At 42.1% G+C, this 21,958-nt stretch carries 17 protein-coding genes; 11 read left to right on the top strand and 6 right to left on the bottom strand.

What is annotated here, in order from left to right:
* Positions 1 to 181 precede the first annotated feature (181 nt).
* The 9 genes from ACZ449_RS21555 to ACZ449_RS21515 all read left to right on the top strand — a co-directional run bounded on the left by ACZ449_RS21555 (position 182) and on the right by ACZ449_RS21515 (position 9,582).
* Entirely contained in the window at positions 182 to 952 is a 771-nt protein-coding gene (locus ACZ449_RS21555) for an HAD-IIB family hydrolase (protein ID WP_464258108.1), read from the top strand.
* Positions 953 to 1,362: 410 nt separating this feature from the next.
* The gene (locus tag ACZ449_RS21550; RefSeq protein WP_464258107.1) at positions 1,363 to 1,926 is read left to right on the top strand and encodes an RNA polymerase sigma factor; all 564 of its coding nucleotides are present in this window, start codon (positions 1,363 to 1,365) and stop codon (positions 1,924 to 1,926) included.
* Positions 1,919 to 2,797: a hypothetical protein gene (locus ACZ449_RS21545; RefSeq protein ID WP_464258106.1), complete on the top strand. Its 879-nt coding sequence runs from the start codon at positions 1,919 to 1,921 to the stop codon at positions 2,795 to 2,797. Before ACZ449_RS21550 ends, ACZ449_RS21545 begins: the two co-directional genes overlap by 8 nt.
* Before the next feature lie 15 nt (positions 2,798 to 2,812).
* On the top strand, positions 2,813 to 3,685 hold the full coding sequence (locus ACZ449_RS21540; RefSeq protein ID WP_464258105.1) for an ATP-binding cassette domain-containing protein: 873 nt from the start codon (positions 2,813 to 2,815) through the stop codon (positions 3,683 to 3,685).
* Positions 3,686 to 3,701: 16 nt separating this feature from the next.
* Positions 3,702 to 4,451, top strand: a complete 750-nt coding sequence (locus tag ACZ449_RS21535) for an ABC transporter ATP-binding protein (RefSeq protein ID WP_464258104.1) — start codon at positions 3,702 to 3,704, stop codon at positions 4,449 to 4,451.
* A 6-nt stretch (positions 4,452 to 4,457) separates the two neighbouring features.
* Complete coding sequence (locus ACZ449_RS21530; RefSeq protein ID WP_464258103.1) at positions 4,458 to 6,806, top strand: ABC transporter permease; 2,349 nt, start codon at positions 4,458 to 4,460, stop codon at positions 6,804 to 6,806.
* 158 nt (positions 6,807 to 6,964) lie between these two features.
* Positions 6,965 to 8,140 carry an alpha/beta hydrolase family protein gene (locus ACZ449_RS21525; RefSeq protein WP_464258102.1) on the top strand — a complete coding sequence of 392 codons (1,176 nt, stop codon included), beginning with the start codon at positions 6,965 to 6,967 and terminating at the stop codon, positions 8,138 to 8,140.
* Positions 8,141 to 8,177: 37 nt separating this feature from the next.
* The gene (locus ACZ449_RS21520; protein ID WP_464258101.1) at positions 8,178 to 8,546 is read left to right on the top strand and encodes a pilus assembly FimT family protein; all 369 of its coding nucleotides are present in this window, start codon (positions 8,178 to 8,180) and stop codon (positions 8,544 to 8,546) included.
* A gap of 184 nt (positions 8,547 to 8,730) precedes the next feature.
* A complete protein-coding gene (locus ACZ449_RS21515) occupies positions 8,731 to 9,582 on the top strand; it encodes a hypothetical protein (RefSeq protein WP_464258100.1) in 852 nt (283 codons plus the stop codon).
* 319 nt (positions 9,583 to 9,901) lie between these two features.
* On the opposite strand, the gene ACZ449_RS21510 is transcribed toward ACZ449_RS21515, so the two are convergent.
* Genes ACZ449_RS21510 through fdnG form a run of 5 tightly spaced genes read right to left on the bottom strand, consistent with a single transcriptional unit; the run spans position 9,902 to position 15,978 of the window.
* Complete coding sequence (locus tag ACZ449_RS21510; protein WP_464258099.1) at positions 9,902 to 10,756, bottom strand: UbiA-like polyprenyltransferase; 855 nt, start codon at positions 10,754 to 10,756, stop codon at positions 9,902 to 9,904.
* 31 nt (positions 10,757 to 10,787) lie between these two features.
* Positions 10,788 to 11,519: a hypothetical protein gene (locus ACZ449_RS21505; RefSeq protein WP_464258098.1), complete on the bottom strand. Its 732-nt coding sequence runs from the start codon at positions 11,517 to 11,519 to the stop codon at positions 10,788 to 10,790.
* Positions 11,516 to 12,184 (bottom strand): formate dehydrogenase subunit gamma, encoded by a 669-nt coding sequence (locus ACZ449_RS21500; protein WP_464258097.1) that lies wholly within the window; start codon positions 12,182 to 12,184, stop codon positions 11,516 to 11,518. Before ACZ449_RS21500 ends, ACZ449_RS21505 begins: the two co-directional genes overlap by 4 nt.
* Complete coding sequence (locus ACZ449_RS21495; RefSeq protein WP_464258096.1) at positions 12,177 to 12,977, bottom strand: 4Fe-4S dicluster domain-containing protein; 801 nt, start codon at positions 12,975 to 12,977, stop codon at positions 12,177 to 12,179. Before ACZ449_RS21495 ends, ACZ449_RS21500 begins: the two co-directional genes overlap by 8 nt.
* A gap of 13 nt (positions 12,978 to 12,990) precedes the next feature.
* Entirely contained in the window at positions 12,991 to 15,978 is a 2,988-nt protein-coding gene (fdnG, locus tag ACZ449_RS21490; RefSeq protein WP_464261914.1) for a formate dehydrogenase-N subunit alpha, read from the bottom strand.
* Between the two features lie 323 nt (positions 15,979 to 16,301).
* Here fdnG and ACZ449_RS21485 point away from each other — a divergent pair, with 323 nt between their 5' ends.
* Positions 16,302 to 16,742, top strand: a complete 441-nt coding sequence (locus ACZ449_RS21485; protein WP_464258095.1) for an alpha/beta fold hydrolase — start codon at positions 16,302 to 16,304, stop codon at positions 16,740 to 16,742.
* A 215-nt stretch (positions 16,743 to 16,957) separates the two neighbouring features.
* Here ACZ449_RS21485 and ACZ449_RS21480 read toward each other — a convergent pair whose 3' ends face one another.
* Entirely contained in the window at positions 16,958 to 18,040 is a 1,083-nt protein-coding gene (locus ACZ449_RS21480; RefSeq protein ID WP_464258094.1) for a GGDEF domain-containing protein, read from the bottom strand.
* Between the two features lie 581 nt (positions 18,041 to 18,621).
* Between ACZ449_RS21480 and ACZ449_RS21475 the strand changes: the two genes are divergently transcribed.
* On the top strand, positions 18,622 to 21,909 hold the full coding sequence (locus tag ACZ449_RS21475; protein WP_464258093.1) for an HD domain-containing phosphohydrolase: 3,288 nt from the start codon (positions 18,622 to 18,624) through the stop codon (positions 21,907 to 21,909).
* Positions 21,910 to 21,958 lie beyond the last annotated feature (49 nt).

Here is a 21,958-nt window from a genome sequence, read left to right as displayed (position 1 = left end):
CGCTGTTATCCCAGCGAGTGATTGAGGTTATGATAATAAGTAGCCAGAGAACTGCGAGCACAGGTAAATAGGATTACTATTTTTTAATTTTGCCAGGACTTACGGGACAGGTTGTCTAATTTATCAATTAGGCTGCTTTTACTAAAATCCGGGGAATAAATGGTAAGCAAGGAAGGTTTAGATGAAGAATATAGTTTTTTTTGATGTGGATAATACCGTTGTTGATCGTGCTACTAACAGTATATTACCGTCAACCCTGGACGGGATTCATATGTTAAAGCAAAAAGGAACACTGGTTGCGCTGGCTACCGGCCGGTCGCTCAAAATGCTGCAGGATGAAAATCTGTTGCAATTAGCAGATATTATTATTTCTTCGAATGGTAGTCTGGCGACTTATAAAGGTGCGGTTATTTATAGTAAACCAATTGAGGCCGATATATTGCAAAAAGCCAGGGAAACATTCGGGAACAAGGTGGCTTATATTTTGCATACCCCTTATAAGTCGGTGGCCTTTAACCATGATGCATTCATTGATGAGTTTCTGGAAACTTTGCATGTAAAACTCGATACACCAGAAACATATCTGCATACACAGGAAGCGGTTTATCAGATTAATGCTTTTTTTACAGAGCAATATGCCAGCTTAAAGGAGCAGCTTGCTTTTTTGCGATTTATACCGCTTAAGGAGATGCAGCATGGATATGATGTATTTGCCGGTGATACCGGCAAGGGTGTGGCTGTGAGTGAAGTCCTTTTCCGACTCAAGCTTACTGATTACAAAACCTATTGCTTTGGCGACGGATTAAATGATCTGGATATGTTTAGCCATGTTGATGTAGCTATTGCCATGGGCAATGCCCATCTGGATTTGAAGGCTCAGGCAGACTATGTGACAGCCAGTGTTGATCAAGATGGTATTTATCAGGCATTAGCTTTGTATCGTCTGCTGTAAGCTCCCGAATAACCTAGTATTTTGCTTGTTCTTGATTAAAATCTGCCGTAATATAAAAATAAGCAGACTTCGTAATCATTAATTGCTAATTGAATACTAATGAGGTGGAAAAATAAAAAAACCTCACGCGGTACATTGTGCTGAATGCGCAGTTGTGAGGTTTTTTTATTTTGCCTTCCTAAATCGTAAGATAGAGGGTAGTTAATGGAGGTTTTATGTGTATGTTCACATGGAAGTAATCAATTCAAGAAAAAAGGAGATGAATGACAAAGGTAATAGACTATTTAGTAAAATAATTTTAGCTCACTAGCAGAGTGTTTGAGATCATGAAGGTGGTATAATATCCATAAGGCAATGTCGGGAGATGGCTTAGAGGGTATGTTTAGTAATATTTATCGGTTTTTAGTGAGGTGGTAGTAATTATTTCTGACGAAGAACTTGCTAGGCAATTGCAGCAGGGAAATGAGATAGCTTTGGAGACTATTGTTTCTCGCTACCATTCTAAGATATTTTCCTATATCTATCGGATGAGTAAAAATTATCATAGTGCTAACGATATTACCCAAGAGGTATTTATCAAAATATGCCGGAATATAAAAAAGTACAATCCAGAGTTTCTTTTCAAGACGTGGATTTATACAATTGCGTCAAACACATGTAAGGACTATTTGAAAAGTGCATATGTGCAAAAAACGATTCCTGGTCTTGAGATATCTGATAATATTAGGGATTATGAGGATACGCCGGAAGAATTTTTACAGAAGCAGGATGAACAGGAAACGATTATAGAAGTTCTCAATCAATTGGGAGACATTCACCGTGAAGTAGTTGTCCTTCGTTTTTATGAAGACCTGAAACTGGAGGAAATAGCATTAGTATTGAATATTCCTGTAGGAACCGTTAAATCAAGGTTATCTAATGGTTTGCATAATCTTAAAAAGCTGCTTAAAGAGGGGGGCGTGGAACTTGGATAAATATCAGGAGATTCTTAGCGAAATTGATAAGGATAGGAATGATAAAGAGATGGTTGGTGTACTAAACAAACTATCTGAATTTACCGTTCCTGAACCTACTGCTGCGATGACCAGCAGTTTGTTGAATAACCTCAAAGCCGTTTTGCAGGAAAATGAAATGAGTGATAGTAAAGAGGTTCCCATTATTAAACCTGTTGATCAAGTAGCGGTACAAAAACTTGCTAGTAATGGCGGTCTACTATCTGTTTTTCGTCTGGTGAAACCGCAAATGAATATACTGAGTTGGCGGTTTATGGCGACGACGAGTTTAATCATTTTTGCAGGTATTTTATTAACAAAGGGTGATATGAATTCGTTGATTTTTTTAACAAATGGCGCGCCAATCTTAGGCTTGTTGACGCTTTTTTATGAACACAGGGCCCAGTTTTATGGCGCAAATGAACTGGAAGCATCTTGTCCCTATACTCCAGCTCAATTGTCTGGTGCAAGAATTATTGTAACATTGGGATATACCATCATTGTTTGTCTGATTGCTACAGGGATGATAGCCCTTTCCTTTTCTGATATACTGACAAATGGAAAAATACTATTATGGAAGACAATTCTTGCATGGTTAGCACCAATGGTGTTTTTCCTCGGTGTTTCCCTAGCTGTTTCTTTGCGTTTTGGCATTAGTTATGGCTGTGGTTCTGCGTTTATAATATGGGCAATGCAAATTATTTTTGAACATAACGATTTTGGCAATCGTTTTATACAAGCGGGTTTATTGCGCGAAATGCCAATGGTGTTTTTAGTGATAGGTCTCCTGCTGATTGCAATGCATATACGTTACTTACGTATTGAAAATATTGATTACTCCCAAGAGGAATAAAAGAGAGAGAAGAATATGCTGGAATTATATTCCGTTACAAAATGCTTTAAAAAAAGTAGCGTGCTAAATAATGTTTCCCTTTCTTTGCCCAAGGGCTTGCATCTGCTGACTGGACCTAATGGGGCTGGTAAAACAACTTTATTACGCATCATCGCAGGAATTATTGCACCAACAACTGGTCAAGTATCTCTTCATGGAATGTTTCTCCCTAATGATAGTGTCAAGTTTAAAGCTCATATAGGGTACCTACCTCAGAAATTTGGTGTTTATCCTGAAATGACTGCTCAGAAATTTTTGAGGTATTTTGCCGATTTAAAGGGAATTCCTACTTCCTTGGCTGCTCATAGGGTTGAAGAGGTAATGGACATAGTAAAAATTACTTCTTTTCATAACAAAACGTTGCGTGACTGGACAAAAGGCATGCGTCAAAAGGTTGGGATAGCCCAAGGATTATTAAATGATCCGGATCTTCTCATTATGGATGAGCCATTATCAGGGCTTGATCCGGAGGAACGGTATTATTTTTGTAATTTATTTTCCAAAGTATCCTCTGAGCGCATTGTCCTATTGAGTACCCATATCATTTCAGAATTAACGGCTTTGGCAGATAGTATCATGCTCTTACATAAGGAAAAATTGCGGTTTAAAGGCCCAATACCCAGAATGATAGACGCTGCCAGGGGAGGGGTCTGGCTAGCTACTTTGTCTGAGGGCGAGTGGGATGATAAAAAAAATGAGTTGATAGTCAGTAGTTTACGGGTTGATAAAGGTTTGTATGAAGTAAGGATTATTAGCGATGTTAGGCCGGAGATTACGGGGGTGTGTTCCGTAGAACCTACTTTAGAGGATGCGTATATCTATCTAGTATCCCAGGATGATTCCGAATGAGGAAGAAATGGTATTTATGATGATAGAGATCAATAGCCTTAGTAAAAGATACAACAACGATTGTATTGCACTGAACGATATTACTTGCAGTATAGGCACAGGTGTGTTTGGTCTCTTGGGTGAAAATGGTGCGGGGAAAAGCACCTTGTTAAGGATTTTGGCGACGATGATTGAGCCTACGGGTGGTAGGGTAAGTGTTAATAGTTTAGATGTATGTTCAGAGAAAGCAGCGATTCGTAATCAATTGGGCTATTTGCCGCAGGAATTTGGTTTTTACTCCAGGTTGACCGGTTTTGAGATGCTGGAGTATATTGCAGTATTAAAAGGGATAACCGATAAGCAAATAAGAAAAACACAGGTGAATAAGGCGATTGACCTAGTTAATCTTGGGGAGGTTAAGGACAGACGAACTTCCGCATATTCTTTTGGCATGAAACAGAGGCTGGGGGTTGCACAAGCTTTATTGGGTAACCCCCAGCTTTTGATCATGGACGAACCTACTGCCGGGCTTGATCCGGTCGAACGAAATAATATTCGCAATATAATCAGTGAACTGGGACGTAGAATAACCATTGTTTATTCTACCCATATTCTTGCTGACATTGAAGCTTGTTGTTCGGAACTTGCTGTATTACGTCAGGGAAGTTTGGTATTTCAAGGAAAGCCAGATGAACTTGTCAAGTTGGCCACAGGTATGAGTTGGCAGACAACAGATACTGCCAGTACAACAGATGGTTATATGTCATTGATGGGATCGACAAGGTAAATATATATGAATAGTATAATGGCGATTGCCTTTCAAGAAATGAGAGTAGGTATAAAAGGTATTGGCTATTGGGTACTTGTGGTGTTAGCCAATGCTCTTTTACTGTATTCTTTATATGAGTATCAATCGTTTGTGCTTAGGGCTACGCAATTTTTTTATATGTTTTTTGTCTTTTGGAATATCGGTATGATTGCCAGGGATTGGCGCAGTGGCGCTTCAGAAATTTTCAATACACTTCCTTGTAAGGATTTGGAGCTGCTGTTGGGGAGAGCAGTAGGCAGTTTCTTGCTTTTAAGTTTGCTGGGTATGCAGATGTTCTTAGTTGTAACCACTGCGGTACTGTTCATTTTTCCTGCGCCGATGCCCTTTTTTGACCTGATATGGAACTATTGGTTGAATTATTTTTTGATCAGTATAAATTCAATATGCTTTACTTTGTTTATAGAGACACTTTGCCGTTCGAGTAATTTTTTAGCTACATTGCTAACCGCCTTTAGTCTAATGGTCACTCTTGATGGTGATCTTAACACCTCATTGCCATATTGGTTACCGCCGATAAATTTGGCTGTTAATCTGGCAGCTACAGAATTCCCTTCACAACTTACAGGGCGTTTTCCTAAGACTGGATTTATACCAATAGTTTTGTGCCAACAGTTGGGGCTTTCGGCAATGTTATTTTTATTCAGTTACTATTTTTATAGTAAGCGGCGTTGTTTGGGGCAACTGCGACTATCATATATACTGATGTTAACAATTGCCTTTGTCATGTTTTTAGCAAGTTCTATGCTATTTGTTCGGGAGTATGAAGGCCGCGATCAAACCTATCAGGAATCTTTTATTAATGCGGCGGCTGATGCCGGACAAGCAGTAAATACGGCAAACATGCTGCAACCTGTTAGCTATGTAATGGATATTAAATTAAAAACAGTCTTGAATATTGTGGATTGTGGTGCAAAGCTGGTTTTTAAAAATACAAGTAACAGCGAAATACAAGAGATTCCCTTAACCTTAAAAAATTATTATGTCATTCACAATGTAAAAGATGGCAGCGGCAAACAGCTTGTTTGGGAAAGAAACGGCGATTTTATTACAGTGAAACTAAGTGCGCCCCTTGCTGCCGGAGCCACTATGGAATTTGATCTGAATTATTCCGGCAAAGTATGGGAGTGGTTTACGAACTATGATGCCCAGCCGCGGGGATTCATTAATTTTGTTTCACCGGCGATGACATTATTACGGTCTGGTCATGCATGGTATCCTGTTTTAGGTAAAAACCTGGTATACAACATTGTTGTCTATCAGAGCAAGTGGACTGATCAACCCACACAGATATTGTCGGCGCGCAATGTCTCCCACCTGCCTGCTGCCTTTTTTATAACTGTTGAAATAGATAGGGACATGGAAGTTGTTACTGGACTACCTTTGAGGGAAGAAACCTATCTAGCAGAGGGAACTGGTAGGAAGTTTGCTTTTTTTAGTTCATCTGCCCAGGATGTTTTTTTGATTGCTGCTCCTTATGTAAAAATAGCTGATCCCAATGGAGATATGATAGCTTATTGTGCAAAACTGCATAAAGAGAACGCAAATCCTATCATTACATTAGTCAACGATAGGACCACATTTTATGAAAAACTGATACCGCTAACAGACAAGCAATCTTTGAGCATAGTAGAGGTGCCGCAATTCTTACTGAACAGTTGGATGGGGGAAACTGCTGAACGGAAAAGACTAGGATTGAAAAATGCTATTTTGATCTCTGAATATTATTTTAAATTATTGCCAAAAGCGGATACGAGTGAAAAGGAATTACAAAAGCTATATTTTGAAGAAGCTGTTCTAAGTCTTTGGTGGCCAGCATTTGATACAAGCGATCCAGGAAATATAAGTGCCGGAATGCTTTCCTATATGTATACCTTATATAACGAGAATATACTGGGCAAAGAGTATTATGACGACGTGAAACAATTCTGGTTGCAGTATAAGCCGGATTCTAACTTGGTGTCTGGTCCGGGCGTGGATAGGGATAGAAGCCATGCCGGGGGTGACAACCTGGTTGTAAAAGAGGTTTTTTTAATCCTTGATGATATTAGACAATCAGAGTTAGGTGATGAAGGCGTAAAATCCTTTATGCAAAAAGTCCACGCATTATCTGTTGACACATACGATAGGGAGCTGGATTTGCACGATGTGCTTCACGCTATGGATGAACTTGCGCAGGAACTTTTACAAAAGGGCTATCCGATTCAACAAGTCAATAGGATTATGACAGCGCCAAGGGAAAAGGCGGAATATATGAATTCGCTAAACTTATCTTCCGTGGAAGTAGTACGGCCATTTAAGCTTAAAGTTCGTTGATGAAAGTATTGATTGAGGGTAATACATATATGTATACAAGGCGCTTTTTGGGGTGCCTTGTATTTTTTTCTTATAAAAATGGGTTTGTTTGAACCAAAGCAAAGTTATTCTCGTAATGACTATGGGAGAATAAAAATTTGGAATGTAGGTGATTTTTTTTGAAGCGTTTATGGTTAATAGTAACTGTTTTTCTTTTAGCTTTAGGAAATTGCAGTATTGGATTGGCACAGTGGGCTGGGGTTGAATTGCCCGCCGTCACTGGATCTTATGGAGTAGGCACTGTGGTTCTACCTATGGTTGATCCAGGGCGGCCTGGCATATATGTCGATGGGAGTTCTTCCAAACACCGGGAGTTCATGACCCAGATCTGGTATCCAGCAAACAAAGGAGTAGATGGACCCAAGAGTACATATACGGATGAGGCTACTGCCGAATATTGGCTAAAGGCAATCAATACTCCCGGAGTGGATAAAAATATCCGGTTTAAGATTAAAACCCATGCGGTGGTTGGCGCTCAAGTCGTAGCTGGTCATGAGCGGTTTCCAGTAGTAATCTTCTCACCAGGATTGGGTATGAGTTATTTCCTATATCAAAGCATTTTGGAGGATGTTGCTTCCCACGGCTACATTGTGGTGGGGGTGAACTCTCCTAATAGTGCCTTAACATCTTTTCCAGATGGACATATAAGGGTAGCGTGGGTAGCGTCCGACAGCGAAGACGAAGTAGAAGAGAAGAGTAAGTATAATCAAGAAGTAGCGGATGATCTAACGTTTGCAGTCAAGCATCTGCAGGAGCTTGACAGTAATTCTAAGTTGCCGTTTGCTGGGCGAGTCGACTTTAAGCGTGTTGGGTGCTTTGGACATTCTTTTGGTGGCGCAGCGTCGATTCAGACTGGCATCCAAACCCCACAGGTAGCCGCAGCTATTGATTTTGATGGCTCAACTTGGGGAGAAGATTATAAAAGGCCAATTTCAAAGCCGATGATGATTGTCGGGCCATCAAGAGGAGATAAGACTTTGGAGGTGTTATGGGAAAATCTCCCTAAAAGTAGTTATAAGATCACGGTAAACGATAGTGCTCATTTAAGTTTCAGTGATTACATACTGATAACGAGAGCTCTGGGAATATACCAACCTGACCCGAACGACAATCCAAACCCGATGGATGCGACTCGGGCGATCCAGATTACTCGCGATTTGGTGCGAACTTTCTTTGATACAACTCTTAAACAGGCTAATCCGATCCAGATAAATAGGATAGGCACGAAATATCGGGAGGTGAAGGTTGAAGAAAAGCATGAGGAAAGTAGTACTATGTGCCTTTGGCAATCCTAAGGTTTGATCTATAATATTTTGAAAAGGTGGAATAAAAATGAGATTTAAGAAGAGTATTATGTTGATGGTAGTTTTAATGATCTTATCGATAAGCAGCGCTATGGCTGCCCCTAATTTTGTTTTATTGTTTTCTAAAGACAATGTAAGTGTTTACTTTGATCAAGAAAGCGTAACATATGATGGCACTATTATTAATAGTTGGCTAAAATTAAATATTAATAATAAGTCGTATGTGATTAACTATTTATTTAACACGGAGACTAAGCAAATGAAAGCTGAAAAGCAAAGAACATATGATAGTAACAATAAGCTGGTTAAAGAAGAGAATCTAACTCAAGAATGGGAAAATATTGATAGGGATAACATGATTCTTTACAATAAATTGCTGGAAAAAGTTAAAAAATAATTTGTAATGTAAGACTTTTTTTTGAGGGTTACCTGAGGGTGCCCTTTTTTTACTATGCAAAATCATAAGTGAAATAATAAATAGTCATTGAATGTATCGAACTAAAAAGCTATTTGTGTCGTACTTATTTATGTGTAAACTTTTTGCATATAATATTTCTATTTTTGAAAAAGGAGAATGTTAAATGAAAAATACCAGAGTAGCTGTAGTTTTTATGCTGGGTATGTTAGTCACTGGGTGGATTTTACCTTCCGTCGCCCTGGCGAGTGAGGGAAAAGACGCGGGAGGTTCAGCCACGCAGTCAGTCGAACAGCCTGTCGTAAAGGCAAAAAAGAATAAAGGATTATTAGCTAAAATGTTTCCAACCATTGGTAGTAGAATTTGGAACCCTCATATTAGCGGCAATGTCAAAGTGAATGGCAATAGTCATGTAGGTAATGAGCTCGATCTACATGACACCCTTGATTTGAAAATGGAAGATACTAAAGCCACAAATCCAGATGAGGTGGGGCTGATACCGCCGGACGGTAAAATAAGATTAAACTTTGAATACTATAAACTTGTGGGTAATAAGAACCTTAGTAGCAGTGCTAATTTTAAAGACACTACATACACTGCGGGTGAAGGTTTGAAAAGTGAAACGAGAATAAAATATCTGACCGCGAAGTGGCTTCCTTCTTATAGTCCAGAGGGAGACAGAAATTCTTCTTTGCTATTTGAATTGGTGTATTTCGGACAAAAACAAAGAGTGGCAGGAAGCCAGGGGGAAGAAGTAAAAGATTTCGATGGAATTATTCCGGCTATTGGCTATAGGATGGAATCTGGTAGGACAGGAAAAACGGTCTACTATGCAGAGGCTTCCGTTTACCCGGGAAAACAGTATTATTACAATACAGAAGCAGGTGTTGTAAAGTTATTTGGCAAACTTGCTCTCGGTGCCGGGTATCGTATATGTGCTCAAAAGATTACATCTGGTAATGACTACTTAGAGTTTAAGGCAAGCGGTCCTTTTTTACAGGCCATATATAAGTTCTAGAGCAGATCAAGTTGAAAAATGTAAAATTAATAACACCACAGTCGTAGCACAACAATTACAAGACTGTATAGAAGATGAAAAGTTTATGAGGATATCTATGGCTAAACGTAAGTAAATGCTGCTATGAAGAGCCGGATGCCTTAATAGGGTAAGTACGGTTCCGTGAGGGGGGCTGGAACGTGAGTTCCGCCTCTACTCGACTCTGAGTCGTCCTACTTAACCTATCTACTTTAAGGGGGCGCATATCAATTACGCAGGGGTTGAGGCTTTTTTCGCCGATACCTAAAAGTAACAGTTACCAAATAGTTTAGTATCCCTGCTACCTTGTCCCAATTTCCAAAGCAGTAGCAATAAACATAACCATGCTTAATGTACCGTTTAAATAGAAAAAAGCTACATTAATTTTAGATAGATTTATAGGTGAAATAATCTGGTGTTGTTTATATAGCATATATGCAGCAACCACTAAACCGATCCAATAGATTAAGCCTAAATTCAGGACCATGCCGGTAATAGTGAAACAAATTGACGCCGCAAGATGGATAAATGCCGAAATTGTTAACGCAGTCTCAATCCCAAAATAAGCGGGAATAGAATGTAAGCCTATGGTTCGATCAAATTCGACATCGTCGCAGGCGTAAATAATATCAAATCCAGCCACCCACAGGGCCACTGCGACACTTAACAACACAGCGCCAATCGGGACCTCATTGGTCAAAGCGATCCATGCACTTAGCGGAGCAAGCCCAATAGCCAAGCCAAGCACAAAATGAGAAAGCCAAGTAAACCGCTTTGTATAAGAATAGAAAACAAAGATTAACAAAATTGCAGGCGAAATGATAAACGCTAATGTACTTAACATATAAGCTGCAAGCTCAAATACAGCGGCGGCAATTAGCGTAAAAAACCAAGCCTCCCAGACTTTTATCAAGCCTTGAGGCAAAGCGCGGTTCCACGTGCGTGGATTTTGCGCATCAATAAAGCGATCAATAATTCGATTAAGTCCCATTGCCGTAGTTCTGCCGCCGACCATTGCCAAGGTAATCCAAAACAGATTCCAAGCGTTGGGCACCTTCCCGTCAGCCAAAAGCGCGGCAACATAGGCGAACGGTAGCGCAAAAACAGTGTGCTCAAACTTAACCATTGTTAAGAAAACCCTTAGCTTTGCAAACATGTATTTCTCTTCCCTCTGTAATAGTATAAGCCTATGAACTGGCGCAGTTGTCAGCCGCCAGCCATTTTTGCACAGCATAATCAAGTGGCAATATTGCCAAAACAGTTTCGCGCCATTCCGGCTCGGCTGCAAGCACCCGCAAGTCGACAGTTTTTAAATAGCCGCGGCAGGTGTTGCAGACCGTAACTGCCCAGCCAGGGAAATCATCGGTTGTTAGCTTTTTCATGTGATCTGGTCTATCTTCATGACAAAAACAGCAGCCAATTCGTTTATAACTCCAGTGGGTAAAACAACTGCCACAAACCAGAGTCCGTTTACCAGAGCCTTTTTCAAGACAGGCGAAACTGGCGACATCGCCGCAGACTGGGCATCTCGCCCCTACCCACTGGGCAACAGAGGCAGCTTTGGTAATGGCTTGCGCCATATGAGCCAAAGCTGCCTGGCAAGCCAGGTGCAGATAGACATTAGCGTTTTCTGCATTAATACCACAGGTCTCCCAAAGGCCGTTTACAGCTTGCTCTTGCCAATAGGCAGTGACGACCTGCAACGCTTGTCCCTGCGCAAGCGTTTTTGATCCATGTACTCTAAGAACCGCCACAAGCAATTCCGCCGCCGCCGTATATGGTAAATCCGGCATTGTCAACGCCGCTTCTCCCTTTGACACACGCATTAAGTAGTTCTCTTCTACCGTAACGGGTGCCAATGATTCAGTAGCCTTTTCTAAAGTAACTAAGATAGGTCTAAGTGCATCAGAACTAATCACTGACCATTCTCCTTTGTCGTTTCTTTGGTTACTTCGCGATACCATAATGCATGATGAGTTTTGGCAAAAGTACGGGTGATTGTTCCATATAACATCCCATGGATTGATTCTTTCGAACCGGGATGTAACAAACCAAGATACATATGAGCAATAATTACGGCAGTCATGCCAAGGGCCGCTAAGTCATGCAGTGGATACGCCCAGCGGATGACCTCCAAGGGGATAGCTTCGGCAAACCACATCATAAAACCCGTTATTGTCAGTATCGTACCGACCACAAGAACCATCAGTGAATTGATTTTTTGTCCAGCGTTAAACCGGCCTTGCTCCGGCAGTTCAGGATGCCCCCCCATAAATTCCTGAGCAAATCCTTGCAAAAATTTTATATCGCTTTTCTGAAAGAAAGTAATTTCCTTTAGCCAGCGAATAAAACTCGTGCGATCACCAATAAAGAAAAGAAGCAGTGAAACAAATCCAAAGACAATACCTGCACCCCTGTGGATAATCCGGGCTCCTTCAACTCCGCCTGTCAGTGCGGTAATGAAGTGAAACTTTGGCGAAAAAACGACAAGCCCAGTTAGTAATAAGACAAAGAAGCTAAGTGTGTGAACCCAATGTGTCACCCGTTCGCCAACACTAAAGCGCTGAATGCGGTCATTATCCATTTTTACCAACCCCCTGATCGCGTGATTTGCCGGCGCTCTTCTCATCATCTTTCTTCCTGGTTTTAATAAACGAAATTGCAGTTGTCAGTAAGGCGCCAGCGATAGCAATCTCACCGAAAGGACGAAGCACCTGTTTCCAGGCATGTACAGAAACTGGTACATGTGGTTCATCTGGCAAGCCATAGAACTTAGGTTCACGCAATAATATATAGGTAAAGTTAATCCCTTGTAGATTAGGAGCACTATATAAATTTGCCTTGGGATACAGTGGCTGGAGTGCCTTGAACCGCGCCTCGGCTAATGCCATAATATCTTCCCGTTTCCCGTAGACCAACGCCTCTGGCTGGCATGTTTGCACACAGGCTGGTGCCAAACCGTTGCCAACACGTTCAGGACAACCGGTACATTTATATGCTTTGTTGGTAATAGGATCCACCCGTGGTACGTGAAATGTACAATTTGTTACACAAAAACCACAGCCGATACACTTATTGTGATCAATCACAACAAATCCCAGCTCTGTATGAGATATAGCATCATGGTTACAGGCCTGCATGCAGGCCGCTTCCCCACAATGCATACATTGCTCTTTTCTGAACAGCCATTGCATTTTATTATTTTCGTACACTTCATCGAAAGCGATAAATGTCCAGGTTTTTGGCGTAAGTTGATCATGTGTTTGATAGCTGCTGGTAAACGTTGTTTTTTCTGCAGGCAGTGTGTTCCATTGCTTACAGGCTACTGAACATGCCTGACAGGCTGTGCATTTGGAAGCATCATATAACACGCTCATTCTTTCCGACACCTTACTTCACCTTCCTTACATTGACCAACTGCGCTTTGAATTCAGGTGTTCCCGATGCCGGATCAAAAGCAGCATGGGTTAGATTATTCACGCTCGGTCCGGTACCTAACCCAGCATAACCCCACCCAAACGGCATACCCACAGTGTATGTTTCTTTGCCGTTAATCATCAAGGGTTGAATGCGGTTGGTTACCATCGCCTTGACCTGAAGGGTGCCACGTGCCGAGGACAGTTCAACAACTTCGCCGTTAGTAACGCCGAGTTTAGAAGCCATGACCTTCCCCATCTCAAGGAAAGGTTCGGGCATAAACTCCACCAGCCAGGGCAAGTTCCGCGTCAGTGAACCGCTGCAAAAATGTTCGGTGCCAGACGTATATGTCGTCAGGACAAACGGGAATTCTTCCTTGCCGCCCAACTGTTGCTTCTCCTTAATAGCTTGTCGCACTTTCGCCAGAGGATTGATTTGAACATTCGGATGCAGAACATTGCTTGTTGGACTTTCAATCGGTTCATAGAACTCTGGCAACGGCCCGTCAGAATTAATTCCGGCCAGCGATATCGGCATATTAGTGCCTGGTTTCATATTTTTGAACGGAGCCGTAAACAAACGAGCCATTTGATCGGCATTCATCCTAAATGCCGTCTTGCCTTGTGGGGTATCTGGCCCCTTAGAGCGATCAGGAACATCGGGAACGTCGTTGCCAACCCACTGGCTCTTAGCCGGATCCCACCAAACAAGCTGACGAGTTGCATCTAGTGGCTGACCTTGTTGGTTGCACGAAGCGCGGTTATATAGTATCCGAATATTTGCAGGCCAAGCATATGTCCATTGGGGGAATAGGCCCAACCCGCCCGGATCTTTTCCATCACGCCGTTTGGCCAGGTTACCGTTCCCATAAACGCCGGAGTAAATCCAGCAACCTGAAGAAACTTGTCCGGCCTCGCCGGCAAGATACTCGCCCAACGACCCAAGCAATTTCCCAGTTGTCATGTTATAACCGTTGATTTCTTGCAATACCTTTTCAGGGTCTGCTTCGTGTCCGTAATCCCAAACAGAATGAAGAATTGGTGCATCTTTCGGATCGGTACTGCCTGCGTACAGCGAGCGTACCTTACGGAAGATTGAATCAAAAATATCAAGATCGGCTCTGCAAGCCCCCTCAGGCTTGAGTGCTGCCGATTTCCATTGTATCCAGCGACCGCTATTGGTTAAACTGCCAGCTTTCTCATAGGAAAAAGCGACCGGCAGGAAAATAACTTCGGTTTTTACTTCGGCAGAATTTACACCAGGCGCCTTCCAGAATGAAGCTGTCTCAGTTTCGAAGAAGTCACTGACTACCATCATCTCCAGCTTGGCTAACCCCGATTGTACCACCGCATTATTAGGAATACTCACCCGCGGATTAATCCCGACATTGAGTAGCAGTTTAAATTGTCCTCTGGACATATCTTCGGTCATCGGAATATAGCTTGTGGCTTTACCTGTCGTAATGCGCGGCAAATAGCCATATGCATAATCATTATCGGCAGTGGCTTTCTCGCCATACCAGGCTTTTTGCAGAGAGATCAAATGCTTAAGATTAGTTGATCCATATTTCATGCCATAAGCAGTTGTATCTTTGTCCTCTTCCATCGGCGTAGGAAGATAGCCAGGCAGCGTTGTCGATAAATTAGAGAAGTCGGTAGAACCTTGCACATTAGGCTCGCCACGTAGAGCGTTGACGCCGCCGCCGGCAACGCCAATATTGCCTAATAGCAATTGAATAATGGCATAACAGCGAATTCCCTGGGTAGCCGTGGTGTGTTGCGTCATTCCCAGTGCATACATAATCGTACCAATGCTGTTCTTAGTAATTATATCGGCAATTTGTTTAATGGTTTCTGCTGGGATCCCACTGATGGCTGACCCTGTTTCTAAGGTATACCGGCTATAATGTTGTTTCATCAAACTGAATACAGTCCCTGGTTCTTCCAGTGAAGCAGCCTTAACCGGCTGGCCCTGTTCATCCAGCACATATGACCAACTGTCGGTAGCATAACTTCCTTTTGTGCTGTCATAGCCTGAGAAAAGGCCATCCTGAAACGCAAAGGCTGGATTAATCTTACACAAAGCATTAGTAAAATTAACAAGATACTCTTTATTATACAAACTATTTTGCAGGATATAATTAATAATCGCGCCTAAGTAAGCAATATCAGTTCCCGGCCGTATTTGGGCAAAAAGGTTAGCCTTGGCGGCAGTCCTTGTAAACCGAGGATCAACGACAATAATTTTTGCACCTTTTTCCTGTGCCCGCAATAAATATTTCATTGCAATCGGGTGGTTTTCCGCCGCGTTTGAACCGGCAATTAGAAACCACCTGGCATTTTCCATATCTGTCCAAGAATTAGTCATCGCACCCCGGCCAAATGAAGGTGACAAACTTGTCACCGTAGGGGCATGTCAAACACGTGCCTGATGTTCGTTATAATTACTGCCGATTGTACGGATAAATTTGGTCATCAAATAACATTCTTCATTATCCAGCTCAGCCGATCCTAATAAACCGATGGCATTTGTGCTGTTGGTTGCAGGTAGCCAAGTGGTATCCCGCACTTCCTTAATTTTTCTGGCAATCTTGTCAACAGCTGTTTCCCATGATATTTCCTGCCAGTCTTTTCCTCCTGGCGCACGATAAAGCGGCTTGGTGATCCTGCGAGTATTACCCCGTACCTGCCCCAAAGCCGCGCCCTTAGGACAGAGCGTCCCTTTATTTGTCGGATGATCCGGATCACCTTCAACATTAACGAGGTTTCCTTCTCGTACATGAACAATCACGCCACAACCGCCAGAGCAGAAATGACAGATGCTAGGGTATTCAGTAGCATCATGTAATTTCAACGTATAACCAGTTGCTTTGGCTTTCTCGGTATCGAGATGTAAGCCCGTACTTAATATTGCAACAGTTGAAACAGACAATTTAAGAAACTGCCGACGGGAAAAATCCATTATAAAACCTCCCTTGTTTTTAAATAAAAAACTCTATTTATAAATTTCGTTTTTTTGCGAATATAAATTATCTTCGCCATTGATAGCAAAAATCCTGTAAAATTTTGCTACTTTATATTATTTATTAGAAGATTAACTCTTTATAGGCAACTTGAGTAAAGAATACTAAGTGTGATCCAAATAAAACAAACATCTACCGAATTCTCAAAATATCGGTAGATGTTTGTTTTAGGGCAAAAGGGCAAGTACCGGGTTATTGGCATACGATTATCAGCAACTCCGTCCCCTAAAATACATAGGTATTTGTTTGGAAGGCTTTTTGTGTGCGCCCAGCATGGGCGCTTACTCGTCACATGTCCAGTAAGGATGATGACGCGATTATAATTTTTGCAGAAGAAGCAACTGCGGAAAGGTATCAGGTGCTTAGCTTTGACTTACCTAGGCACGGAGACCGCAAAGATGAAGACTATGCTTGCAAGGTTCAAAACTGTGTCAGTGACCTTGCTGCTATCATGGATTATGCGCGAACTGTCTCAAGCAAGATAAGCTTGTTTGCTTGCAGTATGGGGGCATATTTCAGCTTGCTTACGTACCGGGATTTTCCGTTCGAACAGTGTTTGTTTCTTTCTCCTGTAGTCAGCATGGAGCGTATTATAAATATTATTATGTCATGGTTCAATATAAGTGAGGACAGATTAAAGTCGAAAGAGAGATTGAAACGCCAATCGGGCAGACACTCTACTGGGATTATTACTGCTATGTAAAATTCAATCCTATCGACACATGGGATAAGCCAACTGCGATTCTCTATGGTTCGGATGACAAGCTTTCTGAGTTTGAGGTAGTATCAGATTTTGTTAAACGATATAATTGCAAATTGCAGGTGTTGGAACATGGCGAACATTATTTCCATACTGACGAACAGTTGCAATATTTTAGACAGTGGCTGAGCGCTACTGTCTAAAATATTGCAATGTGCTTAGGCATTACTAACTATTAATTGGACGCGGTTACGCCCTTTGCGTTTGGCTTGGTACAGAGCTTCATCCGCTCTTTTTAAGACATCATGGAATGACTTGTCCTTTTTCCATGCCTCGGTTACTCCAATACTTACCGTGGTTTGTAATACTTTTTTATTATAAAATGCTTTATTATTTTCACATAAACTCCGCAATCTTTCTGCGATTTCTATAGCAAATTCGAGCTTGGTTTCAGGTAAAATCAAAGCGAACTCTTCCCCGCCTAATCTGCCAAGAATGTCACTAGGGCGGTTATGGTCTACAATGGTCTTAGTAAATGCCTTCAAAAAAGCATCACCGGCGGCGTGTCCAAATTTATCATTCAACGTCTTAAAATAATCCAAGTCCAGCATGATGAGCGAAAAGGATGTTTCGTTTTCTTTAAATAGGTTAAACTGGTGTTCACCTAACTGAAAAAATTTTCGTCGGTTCAACGCACCTGTCAAATAATCGGTATAAGCAACCTTTTCCAGCTCCAAGCGCATGGTATGCTCCTTTACCAAAGCATAATAGTGCTCATAACGGAATTTTCGAAATTTAGTCGCAATCACAATCCCTAATAACAGTGCAATCAAGTAAGAAACAAATATTACATCCAAGGATAAGGTATATTTTGGAGTTTTCATGAGTACCAGAATTGCTAAATCACTAATAGCTAAACATCCAGCCAAGATGCTCTTTCCCCAAACATTTCCTGGGAAATAAAGCGAAATCAAGAGGACTACCACAGTATCAAGATAAGTAAAATTAATATTATCAGCTTGCCTGGTTACATTGATAAAAGTACATAGCAAAATAAAAAGACTGCACCAAACATAGACTAACAGTTCGTGCTGTCGAAAAGTCTTTATCCTACTAAGGAAATACAAGGATACTGCAGATAATGACACAAAAATAACACGAGCCAAAACTGCCTGATAAAACTGAGGGCCTATCCCAAAAAACACATAATCGTTGCGTATAAACATAAGACAAAAACAAATGGCAACAATGATAGCTATTTTAGTATGGAATAGATCTTCTTTTAAATAAAATTGTTCCACCGCACTGTCATGAACATTCGAGAACATAGACATAGCATATTCCTCACTCAGTCTGCTAACTAATTTCTTGACAAGTTATTTCAGTATACAGTGTCGAAATACCTGCTTGTTTTATAAAAAATTCCAAAATCGACTATTCTTTTACGTTTTCTAACCTTAAATTTGCCACTTGCTGTGAATTTTGCAATGGGTTATATCAATGTGGCAGGATAGGTATATTATATCTGTGGCTCTATAATGATATAGTAAGATGAGGTTGCAGCCGATTTGCGACCTCTCTTTTTTATCTAGGCAATTTAATCCTGAAATGTATAACGGAGGTAGATGTAGGATTTTTGTTATATTTAGTAGAATTAGATAAATTTAGATTGATAATACGTAAAAGTTATTACTTGTTGTATATAGTAAGTGAGGAATTGTATGCGGCGAAAAATATTTACTAGGTCCGATTATAAGTTATTACCACTACTAAGTTTTGCTATTACAGGCATTGCGATAGTTTTAATGTATTACTTCAGTACCAAGGTAAGTTCCCAGCATTTAAGTTTATAAGTATAGTAGGCAACAGTGGAGGGGTAATAATGGATAAGGTCGGTCGATTTATACGGAATTGGATCATTCCCGACAGGTCCATAATTCTATTTTGTGCTGTTTTATTAGTTTTCGTCTGGTGTGGTGCTTTGTGGCAAATTGACTATGATCATAAAGCCACCATTGACATGATGCGTCAAGACAGTGACCGACTTACGCGGGCCTTTGAAGAGCATGTGCGCAGAGTGTTGCAAACGAATGAGTTCTATTTAAACAACATGAAGGCTGAATATGAGCAGACTTACACACTTTCCCCCGCATTAGAACGCGTGTTTCAACAACTGCGTCTTGATCCGATGGCCTCAGCCGGCATTGTCAACTCTACTGGTGATTTTGTGGTAAGTACTTTGGGAAATACTGCAGGCGTAAATATTGCTACAGTTCCTCATTTTGTTTACCATATCGCCGCTGACACGGGCGCGAGTTACCTTGGAAGACCTTTTGTTGGCCGGACATCGCAAAAAGTCAGCATACATATGACTCGCCGCCTCAATAATCCGGATGGTAGTTTCGCCGGTGTGGCAGTTATCGCAATGGATCCCTATTATTTTACGAAATTTTATCGTGAAATGGATTTTACAGAGAATTATACTATCCGCTTGATTGGACTTGATGGCATAATTCGCGCAAGCAATGATTTTTCTGAACTGGATGCCGACATGAGCGAATCCGCCCTTTTCCAGCAAATAAAAAACGCAACAGACGGTTTCTATTCTACTCACGGTAGTACTTTCGGCAAAATGTTAGAGGTCAGTTATCGCAGGATGCCTGAATATCCAGTGATTATTCAGGTTGGTGTATCGGAGGATGCTTTGGCGCCCTTTGTCCAGCGGCGCACCATCTACCTTGCCGTTGCCGGCGGCGTCAGCCTATTTATCCTATTTTCTATTGGGTATATTATTGCCAGAGCGCGAAAGCAACGTAGGGACGAAACCTGGCTTCGCACTTTTGTTGCGAATACTCCCATTATTTTCTATGCTGTGAATCCGAAGGGGAATTTCATGTTATCTGAAGGCCTTGTACTAAATAAGCTCGGCTTGAAGGCCGGTGAAGTGGTTGGTCGCTCGGCCTTCGAAATTTATCGTGATTATCCAGAGTTTCTTAATGCAATTCGTAAGGCTGCAGGGGGCGAAGCTGTCTTTTTAGAACATAAGGTAGGGGAAATTTATTTAAATAGCCGCATGATTCCTATATTTGATAATAATGGAAAGGTTAAAGCTGTCGTAGGGGCAGCTATTGACATTACCGACAGAGTCCTAGCCGAACAGCAACTTCAGGATGGTTTTGCGGAATTGACCGCGACACATGAAGAGCTTATCGCCATCGAGGAAGAGCTTCGCATTCAGTATGGCGAACTTGACAAGGTGAATCAGGATCTTATCAGTCAAAATACTGTACTTGAAGCGCTGCGAGAAATAGCTGCAAAATTGATGAGTCAAACCGACCTTGAGGGGTTGCTCAAGACTGTCATCATCTGGGCAACAGCGAGCGTTGGTACACCGCACGGCAATCTTGCCCTGCTCAATGAACAAGAGATGGTTATGGACGGGCTCGGTGGGCAGGGGATATTTGAAACTCACGCGGGTATTAAGCTGCCTCTTGATATAGGGATCATCGGTCAAGTATACAGGACAGGTAAGCCGGCTGTAGTTAGAAATTACAATACCTGGGCGAACAGACTGCCGCACCCCGCACTGCATGAGGTCCGCTGCTTTGCTCAGGTACCTTTAAAACGCGAAGATAAAGTTATTGGGGTCATCGGAGTGGCCTTTACCAACGAGCACTATCATTTTGGAGAAAAAGAACTGGAACTGTTGAACCGATTTGCCGAATTGGCATCGATTGCCGTGGAAAATGCTAGGAAAATGGACGAGTTGCATCGCAGTCAAAAGATGGCGATGGACATCTTTAACGCTGTCGGTGACTGTCTTGTTCTCAATGATGGGGAAACAGGCGAAATTTTGGCAGTTAACCACCGGATGGTGGAAGTGTCCGGGTATTCAGAAAAAGAATTCGAAGAGCATGGGAACATTTTAATTTCGACTGCCGCCAATAAAGAAGCTGCTTTACAAGTTATCCAGGCTACGGTAAGGGAGGGGCCCCAGCCACTTTATGAACGGGAAACCCATGACCGTGAGGGAAGACGCTTGATTTTCGAAATTAGTGCCACACCGGTTGAAATAGATGGCAAAATCCGCTGCTTGGCATCGATGCGGGATATTACGGCTCGCAAGCAGATGGAGGAAGGCTTGGAATATCTCCGCCAGCGCGATCCGATGACCGGTGTATATAACCGTGCTTATTTTGAAATCGACATGATGCGGGTGTCGTCCAGCAAACACCGCTCTATCGGTATCTTCGTCGGCGATGTGGACGGCTTGAAGTTGATCAATGATACGCTGGGTCATCGCCAGGGGGACGAGCTTTTGAAATGCGTGGCCGGCCTGTTGGCCGCCGGGATTAAAGCGCCGAACTATGTAGCCCGGATTGGCGGCGACGAGTTTGCAATTGTGCTATTTGATTCGACCAGGCAGCAGCTGGGGGAATTGGAGCAGTATTACCGGATGCAGGTGGAGGCTTATAATGTTGATAATCCCCACCTTCCGCTCAGCCTGTCGCTAGGGTGGGCCCTGGGCGAGGAAAATGTGAATGTGGAAAGCGTCTTTAAAACCGCCGATAACACCATGTACCGTCAGAAGATGCATCAGAGCCAAAGTGTTCGTGGTTCGATTGTTCGGACGCTAATGAAGGCGCTTGAGGCCCGCGATCATATTACTGAAGGGCATGCCGACCGTTTGAGCAGGCTGATGCTACTGATGGGACAATGCTTAGAAATGCCGCAAGAAGCTATTTCTGAATTACGGCTATTTGCCAAGTTTCACGATATTGGTAAGGTTGGCATTCCGGACAGCATATTAAAGAAGCCTGGTAAACTAACCGAAGATGAAATGAACATAATGCAACAGCATTGTGAGATTGGATTTAGGATTGCGAAAGCATCTCCGGACCTGGAGCCGATTGCTGACTGGGTATTGAAGCACCAGGAGCATTGGGATGGTAGAGGCTATCCGCTCGGCATCAGCGGCGAAGAAATCCCGATTCAGTGTCGTATTCTCAGCATAGTGGATGCATATGATGCCATGACAAGCGACAGGCCTTACCGCAAAGCTCTGTCCAACGAAGATGCGCTTGCCGAAATTCGTCGCTGTTCCGGAACCCAGTTTGATTCGGTTCTAGCAGAAAAATTTATTGCTATGGTTAGCCAGGAGGTGTTGTAAGCTTCTACAGGTTTATAGCAAAATTGATCATTTTATGTAAAAATATAGC

This window comes from Desulfosporomusa polytropa, assembly GCF_055380075.1.
Note: the sequence above shows the minus strand (reverse complement) of the source record. Positions and strands in the feature narration are given on the sequence as shown.

Coding starts and splice junctions, on each gene's coding strand:
- ACZ449_RS21555 (WP_464258108.1), top strand. CDS start 182: ATGAAGAATATAGTTTTTTTTGATGTGGATAATACCGTTGTTGATCGT.
- ACZ449_RS21535 (WP_464258104.1), top strand. CDS start 3,702: ATGATGATAGAGATCAATAGCCTTAGTAAAAGATACAACAACGATTGT.
- ACZ449_RS21500 (WP_464258097.1), bottom strand. CDS start 12,184: ATGGATAATGACCGCATTCAGCGCTTTAGTGTTGGCGAACGGGTGACA.
- ACZ449_RS21475 (WP_464258093.1), top strand. CDS start 18,622: ATGGATAAGGTCGGTCGATTTATACGGAATTGGATCATTCCCGACAGG.
- ACZ449_RS21510 (WP_464258099.1), bottom strand. CDS start 10,756: ATGTTTGCAAAGCTAAGGGTTTTCTTAACAATGGTTAAGTTTGAGCAC.
- ACZ449_RS21515 (WP_464258100.1), top strand. CDS start 8,731: ATGAAAAATACCAGAGTAGCTGTAGTTTTTATGCTGGGTATGTTAGTC.
- ACZ449_RS21495 (WP_464258096.1), bottom strand. CDS start 12,977: ATGAGCGTGTTATATGATGCTTCCAAATGCACAGCCTGTCAGGCATGT.
- ACZ449_RS21540 (WP_464258105.1), top strand. CDS start 2,813: ATGCTGGAATTATATTCCGTTACAAAATGCTTTAAAAAAAGTAGCGTG.
- ACZ449_RS21520 (WP_464258101.1), top strand. CDS start 8,178: ATGAGATTTAAGAAGAGTATTATGTTGATGGTAGTTTTAATGATCTTA.
- ACZ449_RS21530 (WP_464258103.1), top strand. CDS start 4,458: ATGAATAGTATAATGGCGATTGCCTTTCAAGAAATGAGAGTAGGTATA.